This window comes from Mucilaginibacter sp. P4_A11 (assembly GCF_056402535.1).
This window is the reverse complement of record NZ_JBFUHE010000021.1, coordinates 81494-103851: the sequence shown is the minus strand read 5'-3', so window position 1 is coordinate 103851 and position 22358 is coordinate 81494. Positions and strand designations below refer to the sequence as shown.

Sequence of the window (22358 nt, the reverse complement as noted above, 5' to 3'; positions counted from 1 at the left end):
TAATAGATTAAAAGTATCTTATGGATTCTCCTAAAAACAAATGGCTTGAACTTACTATCGTCCTGGCCGCCCCGCTGCTATCGGTAATTGATGTATTTATTATTAACGTAGCCATTCCAGCCATTAAAATAGGGGTGCATGCAACGGATGCCGAAGTCCAGTTGGTCATTGCCGGATACCTGATGGGCTATGCAGCTTTCTTGATTACCGGAGCACGCGCCGGTGATCATTTTGGTAAGAAAAAGGTCTTTTTCTGGGGGATGTTGTTCTTCACCGTAACCTCATGTCTTTGCGCTTTATCCATGTCAGCATTCCAATTGAATTTTATGCGTTTCTTTCAGGGTATAAGCGCATCATTTATGGTTCCGCAAGCGATCGCTTATATTCAGATATTGTTCACAACACCTGGTGAAAGGGCGAAAGCGTTCGGTTTATTTGGTATCACATTGGGCGTGGCTTCTATTGCAGGTCAAATACTCGGCGGCTATTTTTCAGACACGCACTGGGCGATTGAAGGTTGGCGGCTTATCTTTCTCATTAATCTTCCGATCGGCGTCACAACCTTATGGGCCGGAAACAAGTATTTGGAAGAAACACCCGGCAATAAATCAGGTCGCTTTGACTATGCCGGCGTTTTGATTTTGACATTGGCACTTTTTGCCCTGATTTATCCATTGATCGAAGGACGTGAAGCAGGGTGGCCATTATGGAGTATAAGCCTCATCATATTTTCGTTATTGCTCTTCATGTATTTTATATATGACCAGAAACAAAAATTAAAACGAAATACCAACCCGCTAATTGACATGGGGTTATTCCGGATTAGAGACTTCAATATAGGCCTGATAGCCGTTTTGTTTCATTTTATGATGCACACCTCTTTTTTATTGATCATTGCAGTGTACATCCAGAATGGGTTGGGTATCTCAGCTTTGGAATGCGGGATTTATTTTATACCATTGGGCACATTATTTACAATGTCATCGGTATTGGCCTCTAGGTTGATCGTTTATTTTGGTAAGCGCGTATTACAGGTGGGGATAGTCATATTATTGACGAGTTTTATATTGCAAAGCATCTATTTCAGACCAGGCGTCGATGGCTGGATGGTTTTTTTATTTTTGGGCATTTACGGTCTTGGCAACGGCTTAGTCCTGCCTTCATTACTTAACCTGGCATTACAAAATGTTCCTCCCGATTTTACCGGTGCCGCAGCCGGTGTTTATTCCACATTTCAGCAAACGGCTTCTGCCTTAGGTGTAAGTATTATAGGCGGAGTATTCTTTTATTATACTCCTCAAGGCCTGCAGATTGCATTTGGCTGGGCAATAGCTGCGTTTATTATTTGCCTTCTTTTAGTCTCTATAATGCTTTTTCTGCTGCCAAACAGCCGGCCCGGAGCCGAAAATGTTCATGATTAAACGAATTAACGGACGTGAACAGCTGTTCAAATAGACCCGAGAGCCGCAGAAGCGTTTAAGCATCTGCTATAACCATGTGCTGTTGATAAGTTTATCCCGGAGATGAATATAAAAGGCGAAGCAGGTAAATGCTTCGCCTTTTTGTCAAATGACATAGACATTTTCGTTTTAATCCTCATCTTATTGAGAACATACGCAGGTTTCTTTAGATTAATACCGATTTGTTTTTGATAATAAAATCCATCATACTTATAGGTTTCTTTCCAGTGATCTCCTCTACATTATGATTAGTGCCGGAAAAATAGCCGTCCAACACATCCTGTGAAATTGCCAAAATGTGTTGCGTAAAATAATCGTTCCCCATCAGGGCTGTTCTTACAGTAGGCTCAAATGCTGGGATGTCTACTGGATAGTAAGTGATTTTTCTTCCGATTACCTCCGATACCATATCTGCAATTTCGTATTGAGTTAATTCTTCCAGACCGAACAGTTGATAACTTTTCCCTGCGTGGGGTTTCGGATCAGCTAAAATCGCTGCAATTACCCGTCCCTGATCTTCACCGGTTATCGGTGCGTAAGCAATGTCACCGAATGGATACGATATTGCACTCTGCGTCTTTATAGAACGTGCTGAATATAAGAGCCATTCTGCGAACAAGGTGGGTTTCAAGTGTGTGACGGGAACGCCTGACCTGTCAAAAACATTTTCAGCTATCCAGTGATTTTGCGCGGCATGACTAACGGAAGCCCGTCTCGCGGGCGCCTGAGACATATTGACGATTGCCTCAACGCCTTGTTCCAATGCGGCCTGTGCAAAGTAAGCAGTCGATTCTACAATGCCCGGCACCTGAACAGGATACAGATAATAAGCTGCACGAACATCACGCAGGACCTCACTAAGCCGGTTGAAATCTGACAGATCTCCTTCTACAACTTCCACCCCCTTTGATTCGAGCTCTTTGGAACGATCGTCAATCTGGTGAACCAGTGCGCGCACCGGAATGCCTGATTTGAGCAGGTTCCCGATCGCATGTCTACCGGTAACACCTGTGGCGCCGGTTATTAAAACTTTTTTTTCCATGATACAAATTTCTAATTCACTTTAAGCGCATATTTAATAAATAGGGATTTTATAGCACAACCTTGCTTACTCGAATGAGCTGCGGTTCTTGCGGATAAAATCAATGATAGGTATCGGTTTGCGGCCGGTGATCTCTTCGACATTGTTATTCAAACCTTCCAAAATTCCGTCACGGAAATCCTGTGCTATTGCAGAAAGGTGCTGGACAGTGTAGGGAATAAAACCATTTGCTGTTAAGACATCGGCAAAAGCTGCTATCTCTAAGGGAACGTAGGTAATCTTTCTTTCCAATACTTCTGATAGTATTTCGGCAATCTGTGATTGTGTAAGTTCTACGGGTCCGAATAGCGGATAGGTTTTTCCTGCGTGGCCTTCCGGCTTTGCCAGAATGGAGGCAACAACGCGCCCGATATCTTCGCCCGCTATTGCGCCGTAACGGGCATCACCCAGCCCGGAAAGTATCCGGTTATTTGTCTTAATATCAGCTGCAAAATATAAAAGCCATTCCTGGAATAATGTTGGCTGCAAATGGGTAACAGGAACTCCCGAACGGTCGAATAGGCGTTCTGCTATCCAATGGCCTTGTGCAGCATGGCTGGCGGTACCGCGCCTCGCTGTCCGCTGGGACATGTTTACGATCAGGCTTAACTTTTCTTCCGCTGCAGCCTGCGCGAAATAGGCACTTGCTTCTAATAAGCCGGCCGACTGTACAGGATATACAAAATAAGCTTTGGATATCCCTTTCATGGCCGCACTAACTGCATTAAAATCGGTCAGGTCTCCGGCCACGATCTCTACGCCCTGGGCTTCGAGCGCATCTGAGCGCTCATCAATCTTGTGAACCAATGCCCGCACCGGGACACCATATTCAAGTAACTGATTAATAGCGCTGCTTCCCGTAGCGCCTGTGGCTCCTGTAATTAATACTTTATTTTCCATGATTTTTTATATTGGTCTTAATTATAACGTAAGTGAAGAAAATTCCGGAATGCCCTGTAGGTTCTGTTCTCTTCAGGCATTTGTTATTTGATAATGCTAATCTTCTGCTTCATCTGTCAATAAAAAACGAAGGGGACTGATCGGCGCGAGTTCAACAAACTGGAAGTCCATCATCCCAGCTACTCCCAAGGGCAGTTTCTCCAGTAACTCGTGGGCTTCGGCAATAGTTTTTACATTCATGACGAATACAGCACCGCTGATATCTGGTTTTACCCACCACAGCTCTATCGCGCCCGTCAAATAAAGACGAAGCGTTGCCGGGACTTCTTTAATCATAACTGGTATCCGAGCCTGCATATCCATCCCTTTCGCATTGAATGATCCGATCGCAAGGATCTTAGAGGTTGCAATTGTCAGATCCGGTAATTTTACCGCTACTGTACTGTTTGATTCGTTTTTCATATTGAGTTTAATGGTCGTAAGTAGATAGCATTCCGGTGGTCAATTTGCCGGATTCTCATCTTACCTAATAAGACAAGGTTGATGCCACCGTATAATGTCTTGACATTTAGTTAAATACGAGTAGTGGTTAAGATTTTTACTACTATATTTCGTAAAAGAACGTTTTGTATCAACCATTTCTAAATGCATTACATTCCAATGCCCGCTTCAGATAAAAAGCAATTGTTAGCCTGCTCTCTATTTGCAACTTCAGCATTTATAGGCCGGGACAATTGCATTTACTTAGTCGTTGTTAGCAGTTAAGCGCCTAAGTAGGTCGCCGAAAGGTGCGTTAAAAGAATCAGATCTTTCCTGGCATCTTTGAAGTGTTCTAATAATAGCTGTTTGATCTCTTTTCTGCCACATAGATCTGCAACCGACCTCAGTATATGAATGGATGCAAATTCTATGCTTTTAATATTTTCGAGATAAAAAAGGAGAGACAAAGCACGAATGGAAGAATTATCTCGATAACGATGAATCGAACAAAAAAGATCCTCGATCAGGCAAATTAAGCTTTCGCAATGTTCAAATTCATATTTGCTGTTGAGTAAGGAAAATATTCGATCTATTCCGGTTAGCTGTTGCTTTATTTTAACTAAAGCTTCAGCTATAAGGCTATCCAGATCATTTGGTACATGTGCGTAAACATCAGGCAGGCGTTCGTATAAATGAGCCTTAACACAATAAATTCTGTTAAGATGATTTATTAAAAAAGAATGCGATTCAGGGTCATTTAAAGAACCCGAAGATGATTGTCCAAATTCGTTTTCCATAGGTTTTGGATTATATGCTTAAAAGCACTTTAGCAGTTAAAATGACTATTTCATAAAAACATCTTCATCCGCGGTTTAACGTTCAATTCTGTCTGTACCAGAACCGGGCACGTAATGTATTCCGGGCGTTAACCAAAATAATAAAACAACCCTTGAATACCGGAAATTAAATGGAGAAAGTATAATTGCAACGGTTAATATAATACTTGTGTAAAGCCAGGGATTCGCACTTCCCGACAGAATGGAAACAGCAACTGCGATGGTAACCATTTCAGCAACATTAAAGGCATAGCTTAATAGCATAGCAACATAAAAGTACCCGGGCTCCACCTCAAAAATAAGGTTACAACGAGGGCATGCTGTATTCATATGCTGTCCGTGAAAACCATACATACTGTTGGAGAACATGTTTCCCTGACGGCAACGCGGACATTTGGCCTGTAAAAAAGCGGGCCAGACCGGCAATTCTTTCTTTGACTCTTCGATCATGATTTAGATTAATAAATAAGCAGTGTTACTCAACACGCTATGCAGCAATTATTGCCAATCTGATGCCAAGCGTTATTTGTCTGTAAATCAATAGTGTAATGTTTATTCGCTCGTAATTGAATTGCTATATATCGTTAATAGTCAATTTGTAAAACGAATTAACATGAGTTACCGCTTCCTTATGCAATCTAATTGGAAAGCGGCTTTATAGGTGGTATGAGCCTTCGTTAAGAAAATTCCGAATGTGCATTTGCCGATATACGAAATATCGTCATGTTAAAGCGGGTGTACTTTCGTAAAGTGTTGAAAATTAAATATGTAAAGAGTGGCATGTAATTAGGCACTATATATACGATGCTCAGGTGATGTGTAATCCGAACTATGCCGTTAATACAGGATTAGTTAGCTGGTAACTCAATAGTTTTCACCTACATCAAATTTAATGACAACCTAAGATCATGAATAAATACTTTGATAATCTACGACTGAAAAGATTAAGGCTCCTGGACATCACATCCGGGTTAACCCCCGATCAGTACAACTTTGTTCCCCTAGGCTTCAATAATAACGTGATATGGAATATGGGACATGTCTTAACGGTCAGTGATCGCCGGCTTGAACGTGAGCACGGGTTCTCAGCGCCCGATCATGGGATCGATCTTGATCTTTTCGCCAGGGGCACCAGACCATCGTTTGTTTTTGATCAGCCTGCTATTCTAGCGATCAGATATGAATTGCTTCATTCAGTTGCTGTCTATGAACAGAAAAGCAACGCATTGTTGGGCACCGCAGGTAGTTCGGGCACTATGGCCAGTTCGTTAGAATTTTTGCTCTTCCACGAAGATTACCACTATTTACGCGTCGAGGAGCTTTTAAAAGCGACGGCACACTTATCCTTAATTGTATAAGCTATGAAATTCATTAAAAATTGTCTTTTGATATTGCTAATAGCCAGCCTGCAAAAAGTGTCTGGCCAGGTTGATTCCGTCCAACCGTTTCCGACGCTGCGAGATAGTATCACTGTACGCGTTCATTCAAAATACAATGATGTCGGAAAAATTCACAGGATACTTTTTGGCGAAAACTACCGGAAAGATTGGGCAATGCCGGTAAAACTCCCGGTAATCCGGCTTTCTGAACTCTTCGGCGGATTAAAGCCCATTCGTGAAGGCGGCGGTATGGAATCCAAAACTTTGCGTTTAAGAGACCCTGCCGGTAAGGAATGGGTATTGCGAAGCGTGGAAAAGACTCCTGAAAAATTACTTCCTGATAATTTTCAGGGGACATTCGTGGTAGACTGGATTGATGATGAATTGAGCGGCCAACACCCTTTTTCTGCATTAATAGTCCCCCCGCTGGCTCAGGCAGCGAAGGTTCCGCACGCCGACCCTGTCATTGGTGTCGTTGCAGCAGATACTATCCTTGGCAAATACAATAAGGTATTTAAAGGGATGGTTTGTTTATTGGAACAGCGCGAGCCCGCAGGCCCTTCCGAAAATTCCCAGAAAATGGTTGACGACCTTAAAAGAGACCATAAGAATCGCCTGGATGCCGAGCTTTTTCTCCGCGCCCGAATGCTGGATTTATTGCTTGGAGACTGGGACAGGCATGAAGACCAGTGGCGCTGGAAAGTCAACAAAACATCCGCGGGAAAAGAATATGTCGCCGTGCCCCGTGATCGAGACCAGGTTTTTCATGTGACCCAGGGTGTGTTTCCTTCCATTGCATCCCTTCCCTGGCTGGATCCGGTTTTGGAAAATTTTGATGGGGAGATACCGAGTGTTAAATATTCTATGTTCAAAACTAGGTTTTTAAAGAACTTTTCAGATCCGCAATTATCCTACAACGACTGGACCCGTATAGTTGATGAATTCGTACAGTCCGAAACCGATAACGTTTTCGAGGCTGCATTAAAACGCCTTCCCGTTGAGGATTATCGCTTAAGACATGATATGCTGATGGAGAAATTAAAAAAACGCAGGGGTAACATTGCCGCGGCGATGTCCCGTTATTACCTCTTCATCAATCGCATCGTAGACATTCAAGCTACTGATGCCCGTGAGCAAATAACCTTAACCAGCACCCCTGACAAGGCTTTACGGGTCAAAATACAGGGCATAACAGCATCCGGGCAATTTTCCGGCTTATTGATGGATCGGGTTTTTGACCCTGATACAACCAGTGAATTGAGAATATATACTCGCGGTGGAGATGACCAGATTGTCGTTGACAACAAAAACTCGCCTGTTAAGGTACGTTTTGTCGACAGTACAGGTAAAAAGTCCTTTGAGATAAAGCACTCCCCGGTTCCACTTCGCCTGTATGGCCTGCACGAGTCTATAAATTTGATTGATCCACATCACAAAATGCGCGATCTGACTCAAAAAAATAATGCAGCAGGAAAGTTTATACCTACTAATTTATATAATATCTGGATGCCATTAGTAAATGCCGGCGGTAATGCAGATGACGGATTTCTGCTGGGGTTGGGTGTTCGGTACACCGGCGTTGACGGATTTCGTAAAGTTCCTTATTCCACCCGTCAATCATTGATGATCACTCATTCATTCAGTACGGAAGCTTTTCGGGTAAAATATGATGGAGAATGGTTGCAGGTAATTGGAAAGACTGACCTGGTTCTTCAGGCCTTGCTTCAGGCACCGGACAATACCATGAATTTCTTTGGAAGAGGTAATAATACGATCCTAAATAAAGACGGGGACTTCCACAGGTTTTATCGTGCGAGATTTGATCTGTATCAGTTCGATGCAGGATTTCGCTGGAAATTGGGCCTGGGTACAACTTTCACCGCCGGGCCGTCTTTTCAGCAATATCATACTGATCCGGATGCTAATATTGGGCGGTTTATTAATGAGCCAAACCTGATCCATAATTATGACAGTGTTTCAGTTAACCGGAATAAAGCACATCTTGGAGTTACGTTAAAATTGGAATCTGACAAACGGAGCAACAAAGTTTTGCCTACCGGGGGATACCAGTTTTCCCTAAAGGTTCAGGAATATTTCGGACTGGATTCGTATGCCAAATCGTTCGTTCAGATTTTGCCGGAATTTACTATCTACCAAAAACTTAACGGCAATGGAAGTGTGGTTTTATCTGATAGAATCGGCGGAGGCCTTACTATCGGGAAACCGGCATTCTACCAATCTTTATTCTTAGGCGGGCAGGGAAACCTGCTGGGTTATCTGCAGAACCGTTTCTCCGGACAAAATATGTTATATAATAATCTGCAAATGAGAGTTAAAATTGGAGATATTGCCAGCTACATTGTACCGGGCCAAATCGGATTGACGGGCTTTTTTGATACGGGACGTGTCTGGGTAAGTAAAGAGCAATCCAGCACCTGGCATCTCGGTACGGGTGGCGGCATCTACTTTGCGCCGGCAGGGTTAACAGTAGTGCAGTTTCTGGCCGGGCACTCCAGCGAAGGCTGGTACCCCTACATCGCCTTAAACTTCAGGATGTAAGGTGGTCTTTGATCAACTGCTTTCGTAATTCTTCACGTGCATCTTCATTGAGCGCGATCTGGACAGCCGATCGGTAGCGATCTGTGTCTACAGGCTCATATTTCAGACTCCAAGCCATGGATTCAACTATAAGCGGCAGCAGGTCTATGCTTTTTTGAGTTAGCCGGTAGCGGGTTTTATATTTATTTGCCGGGTTTATCTGTTTTATAAGAAGACCATCTGCTTCCAGCTTAAGAAGCCGTTTGGAAAGTATGTTGGAGGCCACTCTTTCTGCTGAGGAGAGTAATTCCTTAAAATATTGTTTATTCTCAAAAATGACATCCCTCAGAATTAATAAAGCCCACTTATCACCTATAGCCTCCACGGTAAGGTTTACAGGAGAAAACGACCTGTGATTTTCCATCTCATTTATTTAAATTTTGTAAAAAATCGCCATTTTATTACTTATTAGGGATAATTTATGTTCAAGTGGACATAAATACCAAACAGTACGGATAATACTGTTTGGCATTAGTTGTTATTTTGTTGCTTCAAAGACAAGGGTATAAAGTGGAGAACGCATCGGCACATCTCCCAACTGTTTGATTAGTTCCTCCGTTAGCGCAGCTTCTATTTTTGATATCGCGGACGGGTCACGCTGATTAATGATCATATATACCGGTAAGCCCTGAATAAATCCTTTTGCCGCAAGTATGGCCTGACTGATTTCTCCTGTTAACCGAACGCCTTGTACTGCAGCGTCCTTAAAGCCGATGTTTTCCATCAGGTTTAAAACCTGCTGGTCATTCTGCATGGAGAAAGGTCCTGGTGACTGCCTGATCGGGTCGATTCCCAGGAATGCTTTGATCGTGTCAGCGCCGATTTTCCAGATTCCGTTTTCGTTAAGGTCGCCCCAAACACTAAAGATCAATTTACCACCCTTTTTTAATACTCGGTATATTTCCCGCAACGCGCGTTCAGGGTCAGGAACCAACATAACCCCGAACTGGCAAACGATCATGTCGAAAGATTCGTCAGCATAAGGAATGTTCAGCATGTCGACCGTTTCCCAGGCGAGGTTATTACCTTCTATTTTCGATTTGGCAACTTCCAGCATGTCTGGATTCAAGTCGCTTGCAATAATCTGTGTAGTTGCCGGCAGTGTATGCAATAATTGACGGGTCAACCTTCCCGTTCCGCTTGCTAACTCAAGTACCCGGTTAATCTCCGCGCCGCTTATTCTTGCCGCCAGATCTTGCGCAAAGCCCTCGAATAAAAATGGTCCGAGGTAGTCTTCATAGTTTTGAGGAACCGATCCTTTAAATGTTGTTACGTCTTGTTTCATGAGATGATTTTTTAAAATTTAAATCGTTTTGGTTGGGTGATAAAGTTATTTAGTTATTTATACTGCTGAATAGTACGATATTGTCTGTAAGTATCGACACGTATTCGTTTTCAGTTAAAGAGTTGTTAGTTATTCTCAAAGAGGCCAAACCGTGAATGAATGCCCATAATAAATAGGCCTTTTTAAATAATGCAGGCTCATTTGCTTTATAGTTTTGAGGCAGGAAACTCATTATTTTACCAATAGGTTCGATCAAGGATTGAATTGCCATATTAGGCGATATCGTTGTACTGGCATTGACGCCGATGCCAAACATCAATTGGAATAACGGTGTGTACTTTATTGTAAAGATCCAGTAAGCCAGTCCGATTTCTCTAAGTTTATGCTCAGCATCCTTTGCATCCGTTTGTGCCGTTACCATCATTTGTTGCAAACGTCTAAAACCAATGGCGGATAACTCTGTCGTTAAAGCTTCCTTATTATGGAAATACTGGTAAATCACCGGTGCTGTAGCGTGTATCTTCAAGCTGATTTTTCTCATGCTCATAGCTTGCCAACCCTCTCTAAGGCAAATGTTCATAGCGGCATCGATGATATTTTTACGCATTCGATCGTCGTTGTTTCGCCGCCTTAGCAATAAGCCGTTTTTAGGTGTGTCAATTTCGCTTTCCATGATAAAAGTCTATGCGCTGAAATCAAGTATCGCTGCTTCTGATAACGTAAGTGAAACACTGGGATGATCAGTTCGGCCGCTTCTGATAGCCTGTTGGTATTGATCATACTGTGCTTGCCAGTCTTCAGCTTCGATGCTAATTTGCCTTTCTTGACCATTATCTCTAACGGCAGTGTAAGCCGGAATAAGTTTTATGCCTGGTTCAAAATGGTCGATGTAATCATTAACTTTCATAGTCATTTATTTTAATTGATTATTTGATACACCAAATGTAAACAAAAACCAGTTGCAAATAACAAGTGGTTGTTTAATTTGTTATTTCTATGACAATCTTCATTTTGCGTGGCCATGTATTAATAGTGTATAAAAATAGTTGCTGTTCTTTTTACAGCAGCCCGGGCGGAACTTAAACTGCTATAACAATACCATTTTTTAACTATTTGAAATATAGTAAGTTGTAATTATTATGCTGATGACATATTATGTGATGTCGTAATTCAACCGAAAATTTTCGACATAACGGGTTTACATCCATATGGTGTAATGACAATTTGAATTCAAACGATTAAACGGAATAAGCCTGATAATAAGGCATACTTGGTGGGAAACCATACTGGATAGGAAACGCGAAAATGAAAGGTTTTATCTCCAACCGGGAGAACTCCGGCAAAGGGAATTATATAGCCTATATTTCAATTGAGCGATCATGACATCGTGATTTTGACTCATCATTTTTCAGGTTAAAAATGTCATCAATTGAGGTAATAGCTATCAGGGTGGACGATGAATCAGTGGGCCTTAAGCTTTTTTGAAACTGCCGTTGAACCGACATAGGCTCTGCTATTACCTAAACTGCGCGGTAAGGGTGGTTATCTTTTAAGGTAAAGGTTATCTTTATTTTTGTTCCGCCCAAGCTGCTAAGTTCAAACAAGCCTTCCAGGTCCTCTGTCAAGCCCTTCATCATGGTCATACCAAATGAATGGGAGTTAAGGGCATCAAATTCCGCTGGAAGGCCAATACCATTGTCGGAAACGATCAAGATGATTTCATTTTCTCCGGCCACATTTAGACCAACTGAAATTATGGCATCTGAATGGTCTTTGAACGCATATTTGATGGAATTGGTAATCGCTTCATTAAGTATCAAACCAATTGGTATTGCTTGTTGAACATCCAAATGCACTGCAACTACTTGCTTGTCAAAGATCACATGGTGTTTCGTTTTATAAGTTTCTTTCAAATAGTCTACCAGTTCGTTGATGTAATCAGGCATATAAATACTGGTCATGTTATTATCCCTGTATAGTTTTTGATGAATAAGCGACATTGCCTGTATTCGGGTTTGACTGTCAATATTGGCATTTAGCGCTTCTTCATCATGAAGGTAAGTGGATTGGGAGTTTAATAAACTCATTACGATCTGCAAATTATTCTTTACCCGGTGGTGAATTTCTTTTAACAGCCATTCATTATCTTTTAATAAACGCTCAAGAGCGATATTTTTTGTCAGGATCTCCGTCTGTTTTATTTTTAGTTTCTGATTGTTTTTTTGTTTTATAAGATACCGGTTGTACACAAATCCGATAATCATTAATGACATTATTAGTCCGGATACATAAAATTTCCTGGATCTTATCGCCTCTGATAATGCTTGCTGATTTAACTTGTCTGTCGCCTGTAACAGTTCAAGATCCTTTTGCTTTTGAGCGGTCTGGTACTTAATATTAATGTCTTGAATTTCCTTGACTCTATCTTTAGTAAAGAGAGAGTCTTCCAGTGCTTTATAAAGTATATAATGTTTTAACGCTGCGGCTATTCTGCCGGCTGCAGAGTCCACCTTGTACTCCATAAGATGTACTTGCGGCAGAACAGAAGGATTAAGAACTCCGGGAGGAGCTGCCAAAACTTTCTTCAGATAGGGGGGCGCCTTGCTGTACTGGCCGGAATTAACATAAAATGATAATACAATCTTATACTTTAAAAAATAGTCTTCGGGTGTCACCTTCCCGTGTTCGTAAAGTTCCGTTACCTGCTTTAGCATTTCCAGGTACTCAGCTTCAGCCTTTTTGTATTGTTTTAGTTTGTCGAAACAAAGACCAAATGCAGTCGATTGCGCATACCTTTTAAAAGCACCATCAGGTGGTGACAAACTAAACGATCTGATAATAAAGCTCAATGCTTGTTTGGGTTGATCCATATGTATTAATATCACCGCACAATGTGCAGTGAGCATATCATACTGATCAAAATTTTTCAGGGTACGCATGCAATTCAAAGTACGCCTGAAATAGTATAAGGACTGGCGATTCATTTGCTGGTCTTTATAAAATTGCCCCAGGTTAAAATAAAATTGAACGGCATTCAGGGTATCACCTGAGGCTTCCGCATTTTTGAGTGCTTCAAGGTCATAGTATAATTCTTTATCGATATTGCCCTTTTGACGATGGAGCATAGATATGAGATTATAGATTTCGTAAATTTTAGGATATTTTATAGCCTTATACACTGAAAGTACTTCCGACATTTCATTTTCAGCCAGGCTTAACCGGCCGGCGGTCAGGTGTATATAGGCTAATTCTTTAAGCATATCCATGGCATTGTTCCGATCACCGACTGCCTTGTAATTCTGAATCAGGTTTTTATAGATTTCCTCTTTTATTGTCCCTGTTTCTGGCCTGTACGGTAAACACTGGGAAAATCTGATCAATGTTCTTAAAACGTTGGGCCTGTCCTGTTTCTTTTCGTAATAGTTCACGACTTCCATAAAACTCGACCTTCCCTGCTGCCAATTTCCTCCTTCCAGATAAAAATCGCCTAACCACTTTAGAGCTTCCATTCGCCAGTAGTCTGCGTGCAATGCGCTGGATAATGTTTTCGCTTGTCGGATAAAGTAAGCGCCGCTGTCTAGGTCTTTTGGGTCTGAGCCCGGGCGTTCAATGTATGATTGGCCTAGCCTTAACATCAACCTGACCTTATTAGTATCCTGCTGACACAACTTAATCAATTCTGCCTGGAATCTGGGCTTATCAATGGGTATGCATCGCGTGAACCTATCCCAGGTAGCCTGCTCATTAACGTGATCTTTTCTCGACCTGTAGTAATTCACAACCTCCATAAAACACGTTTTTCCAGCCTCCCAATTATTCCCTTCCAGATAGCTGTCTCCCATCCATTTCAACACCTCTAGTCGCCATTTGTCAGAATGGAGTGCAATGGCTTGTTGCATTGCCTGTTTAATGAATACTAAACTACTGTCAAGGTCACGTTTTTGAGAACCGGGGCGTTCAATATATTGTTGGCCTAACCGAAGCAATGATTTAATATGAATGGTATCTGAATAGCGCTGTTGTATGGCAATATTACTTAAAGACATGGCTCGCACTCTTGATGTGAAAGTCTGCCACACAAGCAATTCTAAAACGAAGATTAAAGCTATTTTTTTACTTTTACCCATTATGTTTTATATCGATGCAAATGCACCACTCGCTTTTCTTTTTACTGCCGTTCGATCGAAAGTCTCTCAGTTCATGCCGGAATCAAATGCATTAGATTCATTCACTTTAAGGCGCAGTGATCTGGCATGCGCTTCCTAATAGCTTGATTCTGCAAAAAAGGTATATTTAAATAAACTGCCTGATATCAGGAGTAATTTTTGATCATTCTTGACTATTGTAAAAATAGTTTAAAAATCAACACTATTTGGAGGTTTGTATTTGAACCCTCATGCCAGACCCCGATTTTCTGAGATGAGTATTGATTTTATAACACGCGAACTCGGTTGTGACCTTTTCGGTCCCAACCTGTATGGTGCCTTTCGGCTTCAATGTCATCAAAAATGCCTTAGCGATAAGCCAAGGCATTTCAGATGAACACTTTATTTGCTGTTGGTAGCCGCTGGCTTAAGAATTAATAAAGCTCAGTAAGTCAGCGTTTATCGTCGCAGATTCCGTAGTTGGCATTCCATGCGGAAATCCCGGGTAGGAAATTAATGTCCCGCGCTTAAGTAATTTTACAGCTTTTTGCGCTGAGATCGGAAAGGGGACTATCTGATCGTCTTCACCATGCATAACCAGAACCGGTAGCTCTACGCTTTTGAGGTCCTCTGTGAAATCAGTTTCTGAAAACGCTTTGATGCAGTCATATTGGGCTTTTATACCCCCCATCATTCCCTGGCGCCACCAGTTATCCTGAATACCCTCCGATGTTTTCGCCCCGTCGCGGTTATACCCAAAAAAGGGTATGGTAAATTCCTTAAAGTATTCTTGTCTTCGTGTTGCTGTATTCAGTCGGATCTCGTCAAATATGGCCATCGGAGCTCCCACCGGATTACTTTCACTTTGTAACATAACCGGCGTAACCGAGCTGATCAATACTGCTTTGGACACGCGGTCCTGGCCATATTTTGCTACATAACGAATCACTTCCCCGCCACCGGTGGAATGGCCTATATGTATGGCATTCTTTAAGTCAAGGAACGATGTCAATTCCGCTACGTCGGCTGCATAAGTATCCATGTCATTGCCCATAGCTGTTTGTGTGGAACGGCCGTGTCCTCTGCGGTCATGAGCAATAACGCGAAAACCTTTTTCTGCAAAAAACATCATTTGTGCGTCCCAGTCGTCACTGGTTAATGGCCAGCCATGGTGGAAGAACAAGGGTTGACCAGAGCCCCAGTCTTTGTAATAAATCTCGGTACCGTCTTTTACTGTAATTTTCATGTTCTTAAGATTATTTATGTATTTAAAAGTTAATTGCTATGGGATTCAAATTTCTAGTGCCGGTGGATAGTCAATAGGTATCTGTGTTAGCCGATAGACGTAATTGGTAAAAGTCATGACCACAATTAAAGAGAGCAGGTCAATCACTGCAGCTTCATAATAACCGAGGCCGTAAAATTTCTCAAGCAGATCTTTTTGTACGGCACCTTTTTTTTCAATTACTGATTTTATAAATTGGTACAACACCTGCCATTTCAAGTCGGGGGTCAACCCTGTCCTAATCAGTAACGTATCTTCTTCTTTCCAGCCATTTTTAATTGCGGACTGTGTATGTGAAGCCAGGCAGTAGTGGCATCCATTTAATTGAGAAACAATAAGGTATATTCCCTCGCGGTCCTTTGCATGGAAGGAACCACGGCTTTGTTCAGCGGTGAATGCCGCATAAGCATTAAGTGCATTAGGCGAATAGCCGATAGTAGCATACAGATTTGGAATGAATCCTATCGTTTTCTGAAATTTTTGGTAGACATTCTCCAGGGCTTCGGGAACCTCTACATAGCTTGGTACCTCAAATGGCAGCATAATGTAATCTTTAAGGCCTGATTTCGTCAGACAGAAACCAAATAGCTACAACAATGCCAGTTTGTAAGATGCTGAATAATAGAAAATTAAGCTTATTTTAGAATTTTTATCTTATTTGATTTCGTAAATCAACCAAACTAATTCGGAATAACGCCGGAAGGCAAGGCACATAAAATAGACATTAACTTTATATGATATCCTTTTGAACCGATGGTAAACCGATAAGTAGCCGTCTGGAATCTAGGCTGTCGATGTTTTCAACCGGCATCAACGCTCCATTGTTTTCAAGTCTGTGCCATAGATTTGAAAACCTTTGTCTGCTACAGGATGGGGACACTTTAAAAGCATTGAAATATAATAATGCCGCTTGCGGATACTTTTGATTGATGGCAAGCGTATCAGCTCGCTTCAAAGATCGGCAGATAGGGGACCATTTGAGCACGCAGATCTACACTCGTAAAAACAAAAAGTAATGCTATTACCGCAGATTTATAATTCATGACTGTAGGCTTAAACAAAAAGGGCGGAGTAGTTTTTAATACTCCGCCCTGATTAGCGATATGATTTTACGCTCATTTAACCACCTGATATTATAGCAGGGCTGATTTGTATTTCACTATAAAATCCATCATACTCATCGGCTTTTGACCGGTAATATCCTCCACGTGAGAATTTGTCCCTGAGAAATAACCATCACGGCAATCCTGTGCAACGGCGAGAATATGCTGGGTAAAATAGTCGTTGCCTTTCATGGCAGTTCTGAGGATAGGCTCAAATTCATGGATTTCGACAGGTTTGTAAGTGATCTTACGTCCGATCACCTCTGACACCATTTCCGCGATTTGATATTGCGTCAGTTCTTCCAGGCCATAAAGCGGATATGTTTTGCCGGCATGCGGCGCTGGATTGGCCAGGATGGAGGCGATTACGCGTCCCTGATCATCGCCGGTTATTGGTGCATATGCAACATCTCCGAAAGGATATATGAGCGCATCCTGCGTTTTGATCGAACGAATTGAGTATAATAGCCACTCTGCGAAAAACGTCGGTTTCAAATGTGTCACAGGAACTCCGAATTTGTCAAATACCCGCTCAGCTACCCAGTGATTTTGCGATCCGTGGCTTACAGAAGTACGCCTTGCAGGCACCTGAGACATATTGACAATAGCTTCCACGCCATTTTCTAAAGCCGCCTGGGCAAAATATACGGTTGACTCAATGATACCTGGCACCTGAATCGGGAAAAGATAGTAAGCGGCTCTGATATCTTTTAAGACTTCACCTATTTTGTTAAAGTCTGATAGGTCGCCTTCCACCACTTCGACACCCTGTGTTTCCAATGCCACCGAACGTTCATCTAATCGGTGCACTAAAGCCCTGACAGGAATATTCATTTTTAAAAGGTTGGCGATTGCATGTTTTCCTGTAACCCCGGTTGCACCGGTTATAAGCACTTTTTTTTCCATTTTTTCTTTTATATAATTAGGCGATACCGGTATGGCCGTTAAATGCCTTCACCGGGCTTTAAGTTGATCTGAAATCGTCAACTGTTTTGTGTTACGAGCTGCATGAGCCTGTTGATCCTGTTATAATGGATTTGCTCATGAAATAACAAAAATTGCATACGTTCTTCACTTACTAACGGAACGACGCTATTTGAACTGGCACCCAACTCTTCAATTGCTTCACCAATCCCCATTGTTTTGATATAAAAACCGGCTGTCTGCATCAATGAATGACGGATCAGTAATATTTCATCATCGCTCACAACATCTTCAGGTTGCGATCCTCTCTGAAATCTTGGTTTATTTAATTCCTGGACAGGGCGATGATAAGGTGAATCTTTATATAAAATATTTTCACTGACCACCAGTAAATGGCCCATATTCCAAATAATATTATTATTGTAACCAGGAGGCACCAGGTTGTACTGATGCTCGTTCAGATTTGCTGTATGATTCAGTAATAATTTCCTGTTCTCTTCTAGTTGGTTAAGATAATGCAGCATGGTGAGTTAGCGTTTTCTAAGTAATGATGCGCTTAATATATAAGCGACATCATTACACGAGTGGTGGATTAAGCGAATGCAATTTTATTTTTATGAATATAATCCGCCATCGCAAGTGGTTTCTCACCTGTCAGTTCTTCAACAAGGTTATTCATTCCAGCTTCTCGGCCATCTTTCAGGTCCTGACCAAGTGAGGTGACATGTTGAATAAAATAAGGGTTTGCATTCATGAACTTTTTTAAAATGCCGACGAATGTTTCGGTATCAATGGGTACATAGGATACCGATCTGCCTAATACCTCGGTAAAGATTTCTGCAATTTCAGCCATCCCCAAAATTTTCGGGCCAAACAAATCGTAACGTTGACCAGCATGCGATCCGGGGTTTGCCAGCACTGCTGCTGCTACACGACCAATATCTTCAGTTGCAATCGGCGCAAACTTAGCGTCTCCGAAAGGCAAATAATATTTGCTTTCGGACTTGATAATCATTGCCTGATACATGAACCATTCGGCGAACAGAGTCGGACGCAAATGTGTTACGGGAACAGGAGCGCGATCAAAGATCCGTTCGGCGATCCAATGATTTTGTGCAGCGTGGCTTTTAACATTCCGGTTAGCACCAAATTGGGACAGGTTAACGATAGCCTCTACCTGGTTTTCAAAAGCGGCTTGTGCAAAGTATGCGGTAGCATCCAATATTCCGGGTTCACGAATAGTATACACAAAAAAGGCACTTTGAATATCCTTCATGGCAGCACTCACCGAATCCAGATCCGTCAGATCCCCTTCAACAATCTCGACGCCTAAGGCGCTCAAGGCAGCAGAACGGTCGTCAATTTTGCGCACTAACGCTCTTACAGGAATATCCTTGTCCAGCAGGTTCTTGATGACATGTCCCCCGGTATTACCGGTTCCGCCTGTTACTAAAATTTTATTTTTCATGATTTTTTAAATATTTATTTTATTTTCTTTTTTAATGCCAAGACAGTGCCGTTGTATAACATATTATATATCAGTTATTTATAATGTGTAAGTGCTTTATAAAAAGCGATATTTCGTAATAAAACCAGCAATGTGCTTTATATCATGTAATACGTCCTATTGGATATAAAAAACCGATGTTCTAAAATAGAACAGTGTTCGATTTTTATGCAAAAAAAACTACATCCTCTCCATCATCATTATTAAAGTTTGATGCCCGTCACGAATCAATTGCTCTGAGGTACGGTCTGTAAATGTACTTGCCCTGTCTTTGCAAAATAAGGCACACATTCCGTGCAACGCGGATAAGATTGTAAAAGAAAGATTTTCGGCGTTCATCCCAGCGAACTTACCCGCAGCAATGCATTCCTCGACAACCCTGATCAAATAATTCAACGTTCTTATGCCCATTCTTACCGGCTCATCAGCCCCTCTGTTTTTTAGAGGTTCTTCAACAATGAACATCAGGTTGTAGAAATCTTTATTATGGATCGCAAACTCTATAAAGACACCTCCCATCGCTTTCAAACGCTCAAAAGGATCAATAATGTTTTCAAGCAAACTCATATTCCTTAATAATAAACGAAAACCCTCTTCATGAAGCTCCTGAAAAATCTCGCCTTTTTCCTTAAAATAAAAATAAATGCTGCTTGGGCTGTAATTGATTTCTTCAGCGATATTTCTAATACTGGCCGATTCATAACCTTTACGCAAGAATACTTTACGGGCGCCATCTAGTATAAGCTTCCGCATACCCTCTTTTTCCCTGACTTTTCTTTCGCTGATCGACATTTTCCAAATATTGCACAAAGATAATTGAACACCGTTCGAAAAACAATATCTTTGAAATTATTAAGCGTTTTTTGATCGTTTTATGACTTAGTGCAGACCGACAATCACTTATACAAAATCTAAGTCATCAATAAAAGTCAAGCTTAATTTGCTGTGATATTTAAAACATTGTTCATTTTTATAAAGAATCATATAAAAAAAAGTCTCAACCGATAAAATTAAGTACCATGAAACCTATCGATAAAGCATTTGTGATCTTCGTGATTTTTGTCCACCTCATGTTCTTCCTGCTGGAAGCATTATTGTGGACCTTTCCTACCGTAAATCAACCACTCATAACGCTGCTCAACAATCCGGTAAGTCTTGACTTTCCAACCCAGGCTGCAACATTGAAAAATCTTTTTGTTAACCAGGGCTTTTACAACCTGTTTCTGTCCGTCGCTGGTATAGCTGGACTCTATTTTGTTGAAAAGAAAAAATTTTCCGAAGGCTATGTACTCATGCTGTTTCTTTGCTTTGCAGGAACCGGCGCCGGAATTGTACTTGCCTTAAGTACAAAAGCCTATATTTTAGCATTGATACAGGGGCTATCAGCAGCAGTGACTTTTTTTAAAATCCTGCCTTATTACAAAACAGTAAATAATTTGTAACTATCATAAAAATTGGTGTTGCCATCGAAAGGTAAAATCAGAAAAGTTTTAGTAATTATAATATACCGATTGGTATATTTGTATGGTGAAAATTGAAAAGTCAAAAGCGGAACGTACAAAAGCGTTTATAATTGAAAGGTCCGCTGCCCTGTTTAATTGTAAAGGTTATACAGATACTTCCCTGGCAGATATTATGGGTGCAACCGGTCTGAGTAAGGGTTGTATCTATGGCAATTTTGAAAATAAGGAAGAGATTGCGCTGGCCGCTTTCGAATACAGCTTTCAGAAAATGTCCCAGCAATTTGAAATTCAAGTTAGCTTTGCCAAAACTCATCGTGCGCGCATTATCGCTTATGCGAAGGTTTATGAAATGTTTACAAAACATCATATTGAAACCAGCCTCTGCCTGAAACTTAGCACGGCGACCGAGGCTAATAATCGCCGGCTTAAAACAATAACTGCCGGCAATCTCGAAAAATGGCAGCAGAAACTGCAGGAAATCATGGAAGAGGGTATTGCAGCAGGAGAATTTAAAAAAGATGCAGCTGTCACACAAACGGCAGTCTCCATTATTTCGCTCCTTGAAGGCGGTCTGATGATCGCTCAGCTGACCGGCGACCCCTTGTCAATGAACTTTGTATTGGCATCAATAGATATTCTTGTATCCCGCCTGGAGTAATTTATTTAACTTATAGTCGCCAACTATCAAGCCATTGGCTGTGGGCTCAGATACTACCGAATAACGTATTTATGTGGTGCAAATACGAAATAAAGTAAAATTTACAACTGCTTTTAGAGCTAATAAGCTATGAGATAGATGATTAAAAGCTGGCACCTTTATGGTCTTACAGTCAACATAAATCGAACATTAATAATATCTAATATGGAAAAAGTTAATTCCGTTAATCATTTAGTATTTGAGCTAATTTCCACCTTTGATGAATTTACTCAAAATCTGGAAGTGGCCGCTGGAAAGTTCGATGAACCGGTTCTACTGGAAATAGATGCAGATCCTGAACTGGCGAGATCAAAAATGGAAGCGATGGCTGGCCGTGAAGGTTTGATGATTTTCTCGCGTCTGGATCATGGACAATTATTGAAACTTTATGGTATCAAAACCAAATCCTTCGTTTACAGTATCGGTAATCCTCTTGTGGCTGGATCTATGACACAAATCAATATTGCTGCCGGGCTGTATGCCCCCATCAGGGTAATGGTATACCAGGAAAAAGGACAAGCCCTGAAAGTCGAATATGACCAACCGTCATCATTTTTCAGTCAATTTGGTGATGAAATAAGTAAAGTTGGACTGGCGCTGGATAAAAAGTTATACGACCTTATCATTTATGCTGACCTAGGAACCACAGACTTTTGTTAATATATCATCACTAAATTACTTATGGAAAGATCATTTACAGTCACCAAAGTGACGCAAAAAGTTGACTCAACATTTGAGAACTTTACAAAAAATTTCGAAGCCGCTATCGGCCGTTTTATTGCACCAACGGATGAATCTGTCGACAATGACCCTGAAGGTACCATTGAGGCAATTAAAGCTAAGGGTGGAATGGAGAATATGTACATGTTCCCGACAGGTGACCCGGGGCAAATGTTACGGCTTCAAGGTGGAACATTTCGCGTTAAACAATATGCATGGGGCAATCCGCTGATGGCTGGCAACCTCGTTAAAATGAGCATCGGCGTGGCATTATACGCACCTTTCCGGATGATAGTTTATGAGAATGATGAGAAGGAGTTGTTTGTTGAATATGATAAACCATCTACCTATTTCAGCCTTTTTGATGAAAAGGTAAAAACGGTTGGACTGGGCCTGGATGAGAAAATTGAAAAACTCATCAATCATTCAGCTCAGGACCTGTCTTAACCAAGGCTGATTATTTGCGTACGGCATGAAGGATTCTGTGTCCCTCAT

General features: G+C 41.4%; 23 protein-coding genes. 7 read left to right on the top strand and 16 right to left on the bottom strand.

The window, feature by feature from the left end:
- Window positions 1-20: 20 nt before the first annotated feature.
- Window positions 21-1421 (top strand): MFS transporter, encoded by a 1401-nt coding sequence (locus tag AC1DUD_RS28400; protein ID WP_477380833.1) that lies wholly within the window; start codon window positions 21-23, stop codon window positions 1419-1421.
- Between the two features lie 205 nt (window positions 1422-1626).
- Here AC1DUD_RS28400 and AC1DUD_RS28395 read toward each other — a convergent pair whose 3' ends face one another.
- The 5 genes from AC1DUD_RS28395 to AC1DUD_RS28375 all read right to left on the bottom strand — a co-directional run bounded on the left by AC1DUD_RS28395 (window position 1627) and on the right by AC1DUD_RS28375 (window position 5207).
- Window positions 1627-2502 carry an NmrA family NAD(P)-binding protein gene (locus tag AC1DUD_RS28395; RefSeq protein ID WP_454801333.1) on the bottom strand — a complete coding sequence of 292 codons (876 nt, stop codon included), beginning with the start codon at window positions 2500-2502 and terminating at the stop codon, window positions 1627-1629.
- 66 nt (window positions 2503-2568) lie between these two features.
- Window positions 2569-3441 (bottom strand): NmrA family NAD(P)-binding protein, encoded by an 873-nt coding sequence (locus tag AC1DUD_RS28390; RefSeq protein ID WP_477380830.1) that lies wholly within the window; start codon window positions 3439-3441, stop codon window positions 2569-2571.
- A 96-nt stretch (window positions 3442-3537) separates the two neighbouring features.
- Window positions 3538-3903: a hypothetical protein gene (locus AC1DUD_RS28385; protein ID WP_477380828.1), complete on the bottom strand. Its 366-nt coding sequence runs from the start codon at window positions 3901-3903 to the stop codon at window positions 3538-3540.
- A gap of 299 nt (window positions 3904-4202) precedes the next feature.
- On the bottom strand, window positions 4203-4718 hold the full coding sequence (locus AC1DUD_RS28380) for a DUF892 family protein (protein ID WP_454801330.1): 516 nt from the start codon (window positions 4716-4718) through the stop codon (window positions 4203-4205).
- Window positions 4719-4793: 75 nt separating this feature from the next.
- Window positions 4794-5207, bottom strand: a complete 414-nt coding sequence (locus tag AC1DUD_RS28375) for a DnaJ-like cysteine-rich domain-containing protein (protein ID WP_454801328.1) — start codon at window positions 5205-5207, stop codon at window positions 4794-4796.
- 458 nt (window positions 5208-5665) lie between these two features.
- On the opposite strand from AC1DUD_RS28375, the gene AC1DUD_RS28370 reads away from it, so the two are divergent.
- Window positions 5666-6115, top strand: a complete 450-nt coding sequence (locus AC1DUD_RS28370) for a DinB family protein (protein WP_477380825.1) — start codon at window positions 5666-5668, stop codon at window positions 6113-6115.
- 3 nt (window positions 6116-6118) lie between these two features.
- Complete coding sequence (locus AC1DUD_RS28365) at window positions 6119-8695, top strand: BamA/TamA family outer membrane protein (RefSeq protein ID WP_477380823.1); 2577 nt, start codon at window positions 6119-6121, stop codon at window positions 8693-8695.
- Here AC1DUD_RS28365 and AC1DUD_RS28360 read toward each other — a convergent pair.
- From AC1DUD_RS28360 to AC1DUD_RS28310, 11 genes are all read right to left on the bottom strand, one after another.
- On the bottom strand, window positions 8685-9098 hold the full coding sequence (locus AC1DUD_RS28360) for a winged helix-turn-helix transcriptional regulator (protein WP_477380821.1): 414 nt from the start codon (window positions 9096-9098) through the stop codon (window positions 8685-8687). The genes AC1DUD_RS28365 and AC1DUD_RS28360 overlap by 11 nt on opposite strands.
- Before the next feature lie 114 nt (window positions 9099-9212).
- Window positions 9213-10019: a class I SAM-dependent methyltransferase gene (locus AC1DUD_RS28355; protein ID WP_477380819.1), complete on the bottom strand. Its 807-nt coding sequence runs from the start codon at window positions 10017-10019 to the stop codon at window positions 9213-9215.
- A 49-nt stretch (window positions 10020-10068) separates the two neighbouring features.
- The gene (locus AC1DUD_RS28350; protein ID WP_477380817.1) at window positions 10069-10692 is read right to left on the bottom strand and encodes a TetR/AcrR family transcriptional regulator; all 624 of its coding nucleotides are present in this window, start codon (window positions 10690-10692) and stop codon (window positions 10069-10071) included.
- Between the two features lie 9 nt (window positions 10693-10701).
- A complete protein-coding gene (locus tag AC1DUD_RS28345; protein WP_454801322.1) occupies window positions 10702-10926 on the bottom strand; it encodes a hypothetical protein in 225 nt (74 codons plus the stop codon).
- A 613-nt stretch (window positions 10927-11539) separates the two neighbouring features.
- A complete protein-coding gene (locus tag AC1DUD_RS28340) occupies window positions 11540-14146 on the bottom strand; it encodes a tetratricopeptide repeat-containing sensor histidine kinase (protein WP_477380815.1) in 2607 nt (868 codons plus the stop codon).
- Between the two features lie 445 nt (window positions 14147-14591).
- Window positions 14592-15410, bottom strand: a complete 819-nt coding sequence (locus AC1DUD_RS28335; RefSeq protein ID WP_454801319.1) for an alpha/beta fold hydrolase — start codon at window positions 15408-15410, stop codon at window positions 14592-14594.
- A 45-nt stretch (window positions 15411-15455) separates the two neighbouring features.
- Window positions 15456-15992, bottom strand: a complete 537-nt coding sequence (locus tag AC1DUD_RS28330; protein ID WP_477380812.1) for a carboxymuconolactone decarboxylase family protein — start codon at window positions 15990-15992, stop codon at window positions 15456-15458.
- 590 nt (window positions 15993-16582) lie between these two features.
- Window positions 16583-17458 carry an NmrA family NAD(P)-binding protein gene (locus tag AC1DUD_RS28325; protein WP_477380810.1) on the bottom strand — a complete coding sequence of 292 codons (876 nt, stop codon included), beginning with the start codon at window positions 17456-17458 and terminating at the stop codon, window positions 16583-16585.
- A gap of 77 nt (window positions 17459-17535) precedes the next feature.
- Entirely contained in the window at window positions 17536-18000 is a 465-nt protein-coding gene (locus tag AC1DUD_RS28320; protein WP_477380808.1) for a DinB family protein, read from the bottom strand.
- 68 nt (window positions 18001-18068) lie between these two features.
- Window positions 18069-18944, bottom strand: coding sequence for an NmrA family NAD(P)-binding protein (locus AC1DUD_RS28315; RefSeq protein ID WP_454801315.1), 876 nt, complete (start codon window positions 18942-18944; stop codon window positions 18069-18071).
- A gap of 219 nt (window positions 18945-19163) precedes the next feature.
- Window positions 19164-19775: a TetR/AcrR family transcriptional regulator gene (locus AC1DUD_RS28310; RefSeq protein ID WP_454801313.1), complete on the bottom strand. Its 612-nt coding sequence runs from the start codon at window positions 19773-19775 to the stop codon at window positions 19164-19166.
- Between the two features lie 227 nt (window positions 19776-20002).
- Here AC1DUD_RS28310 and AC1DUD_RS28305 point away from each other — a divergent pair, with 227 nt between their 5' ends.
- From AC1DUD_RS28305 to AC1DUD_RS28290, 4 genes are all read left to right on the top strand, one after another.
- A complete protein-coding gene (locus AC1DUD_RS28305) occupies window positions 20003-20425 on the top strand; it encodes a DUF1304 family protein (RefSeq protein WP_477380805.1) in 423 nt (140 codons plus the stop codon).
- A gap of 82 nt (window positions 20426-20507) precedes the next feature.
- Window positions 20508-21104: a TetR/AcrR family transcriptional regulator gene (locus AC1DUD_RS28300; protein WP_477380803.1), complete on the top strand. Its 597-nt coding sequence runs from the start codon at window positions 20508-20510 to the stop codon at window positions 21102-21104.
- Window positions 21105-21308: 204 nt separating this feature from the next.
- Window positions 21309-21803 (top strand): DUF302 domain-containing protein, encoded by a 495-nt coding sequence (locus tag AC1DUD_RS28295; RefSeq protein ID WP_454801310.1) that lies wholly within the window; start codon window positions 21309-21311, stop codon window positions 21801-21803.
- Window positions 21804-21824: 21 nt separating this feature from the next.
- Window positions 21825-22310, top strand: coding sequence for a DUF302 domain-containing protein (locus tag AC1DUD_RS28290; RefSeq protein ID WP_454801309.1), 486 nt, complete (start codon window positions 21825-21827; stop codon window positions 22308-22310).
- The last annotated feature ends 48 nt before the right edge of the window (window positions 22311-22358 follow it).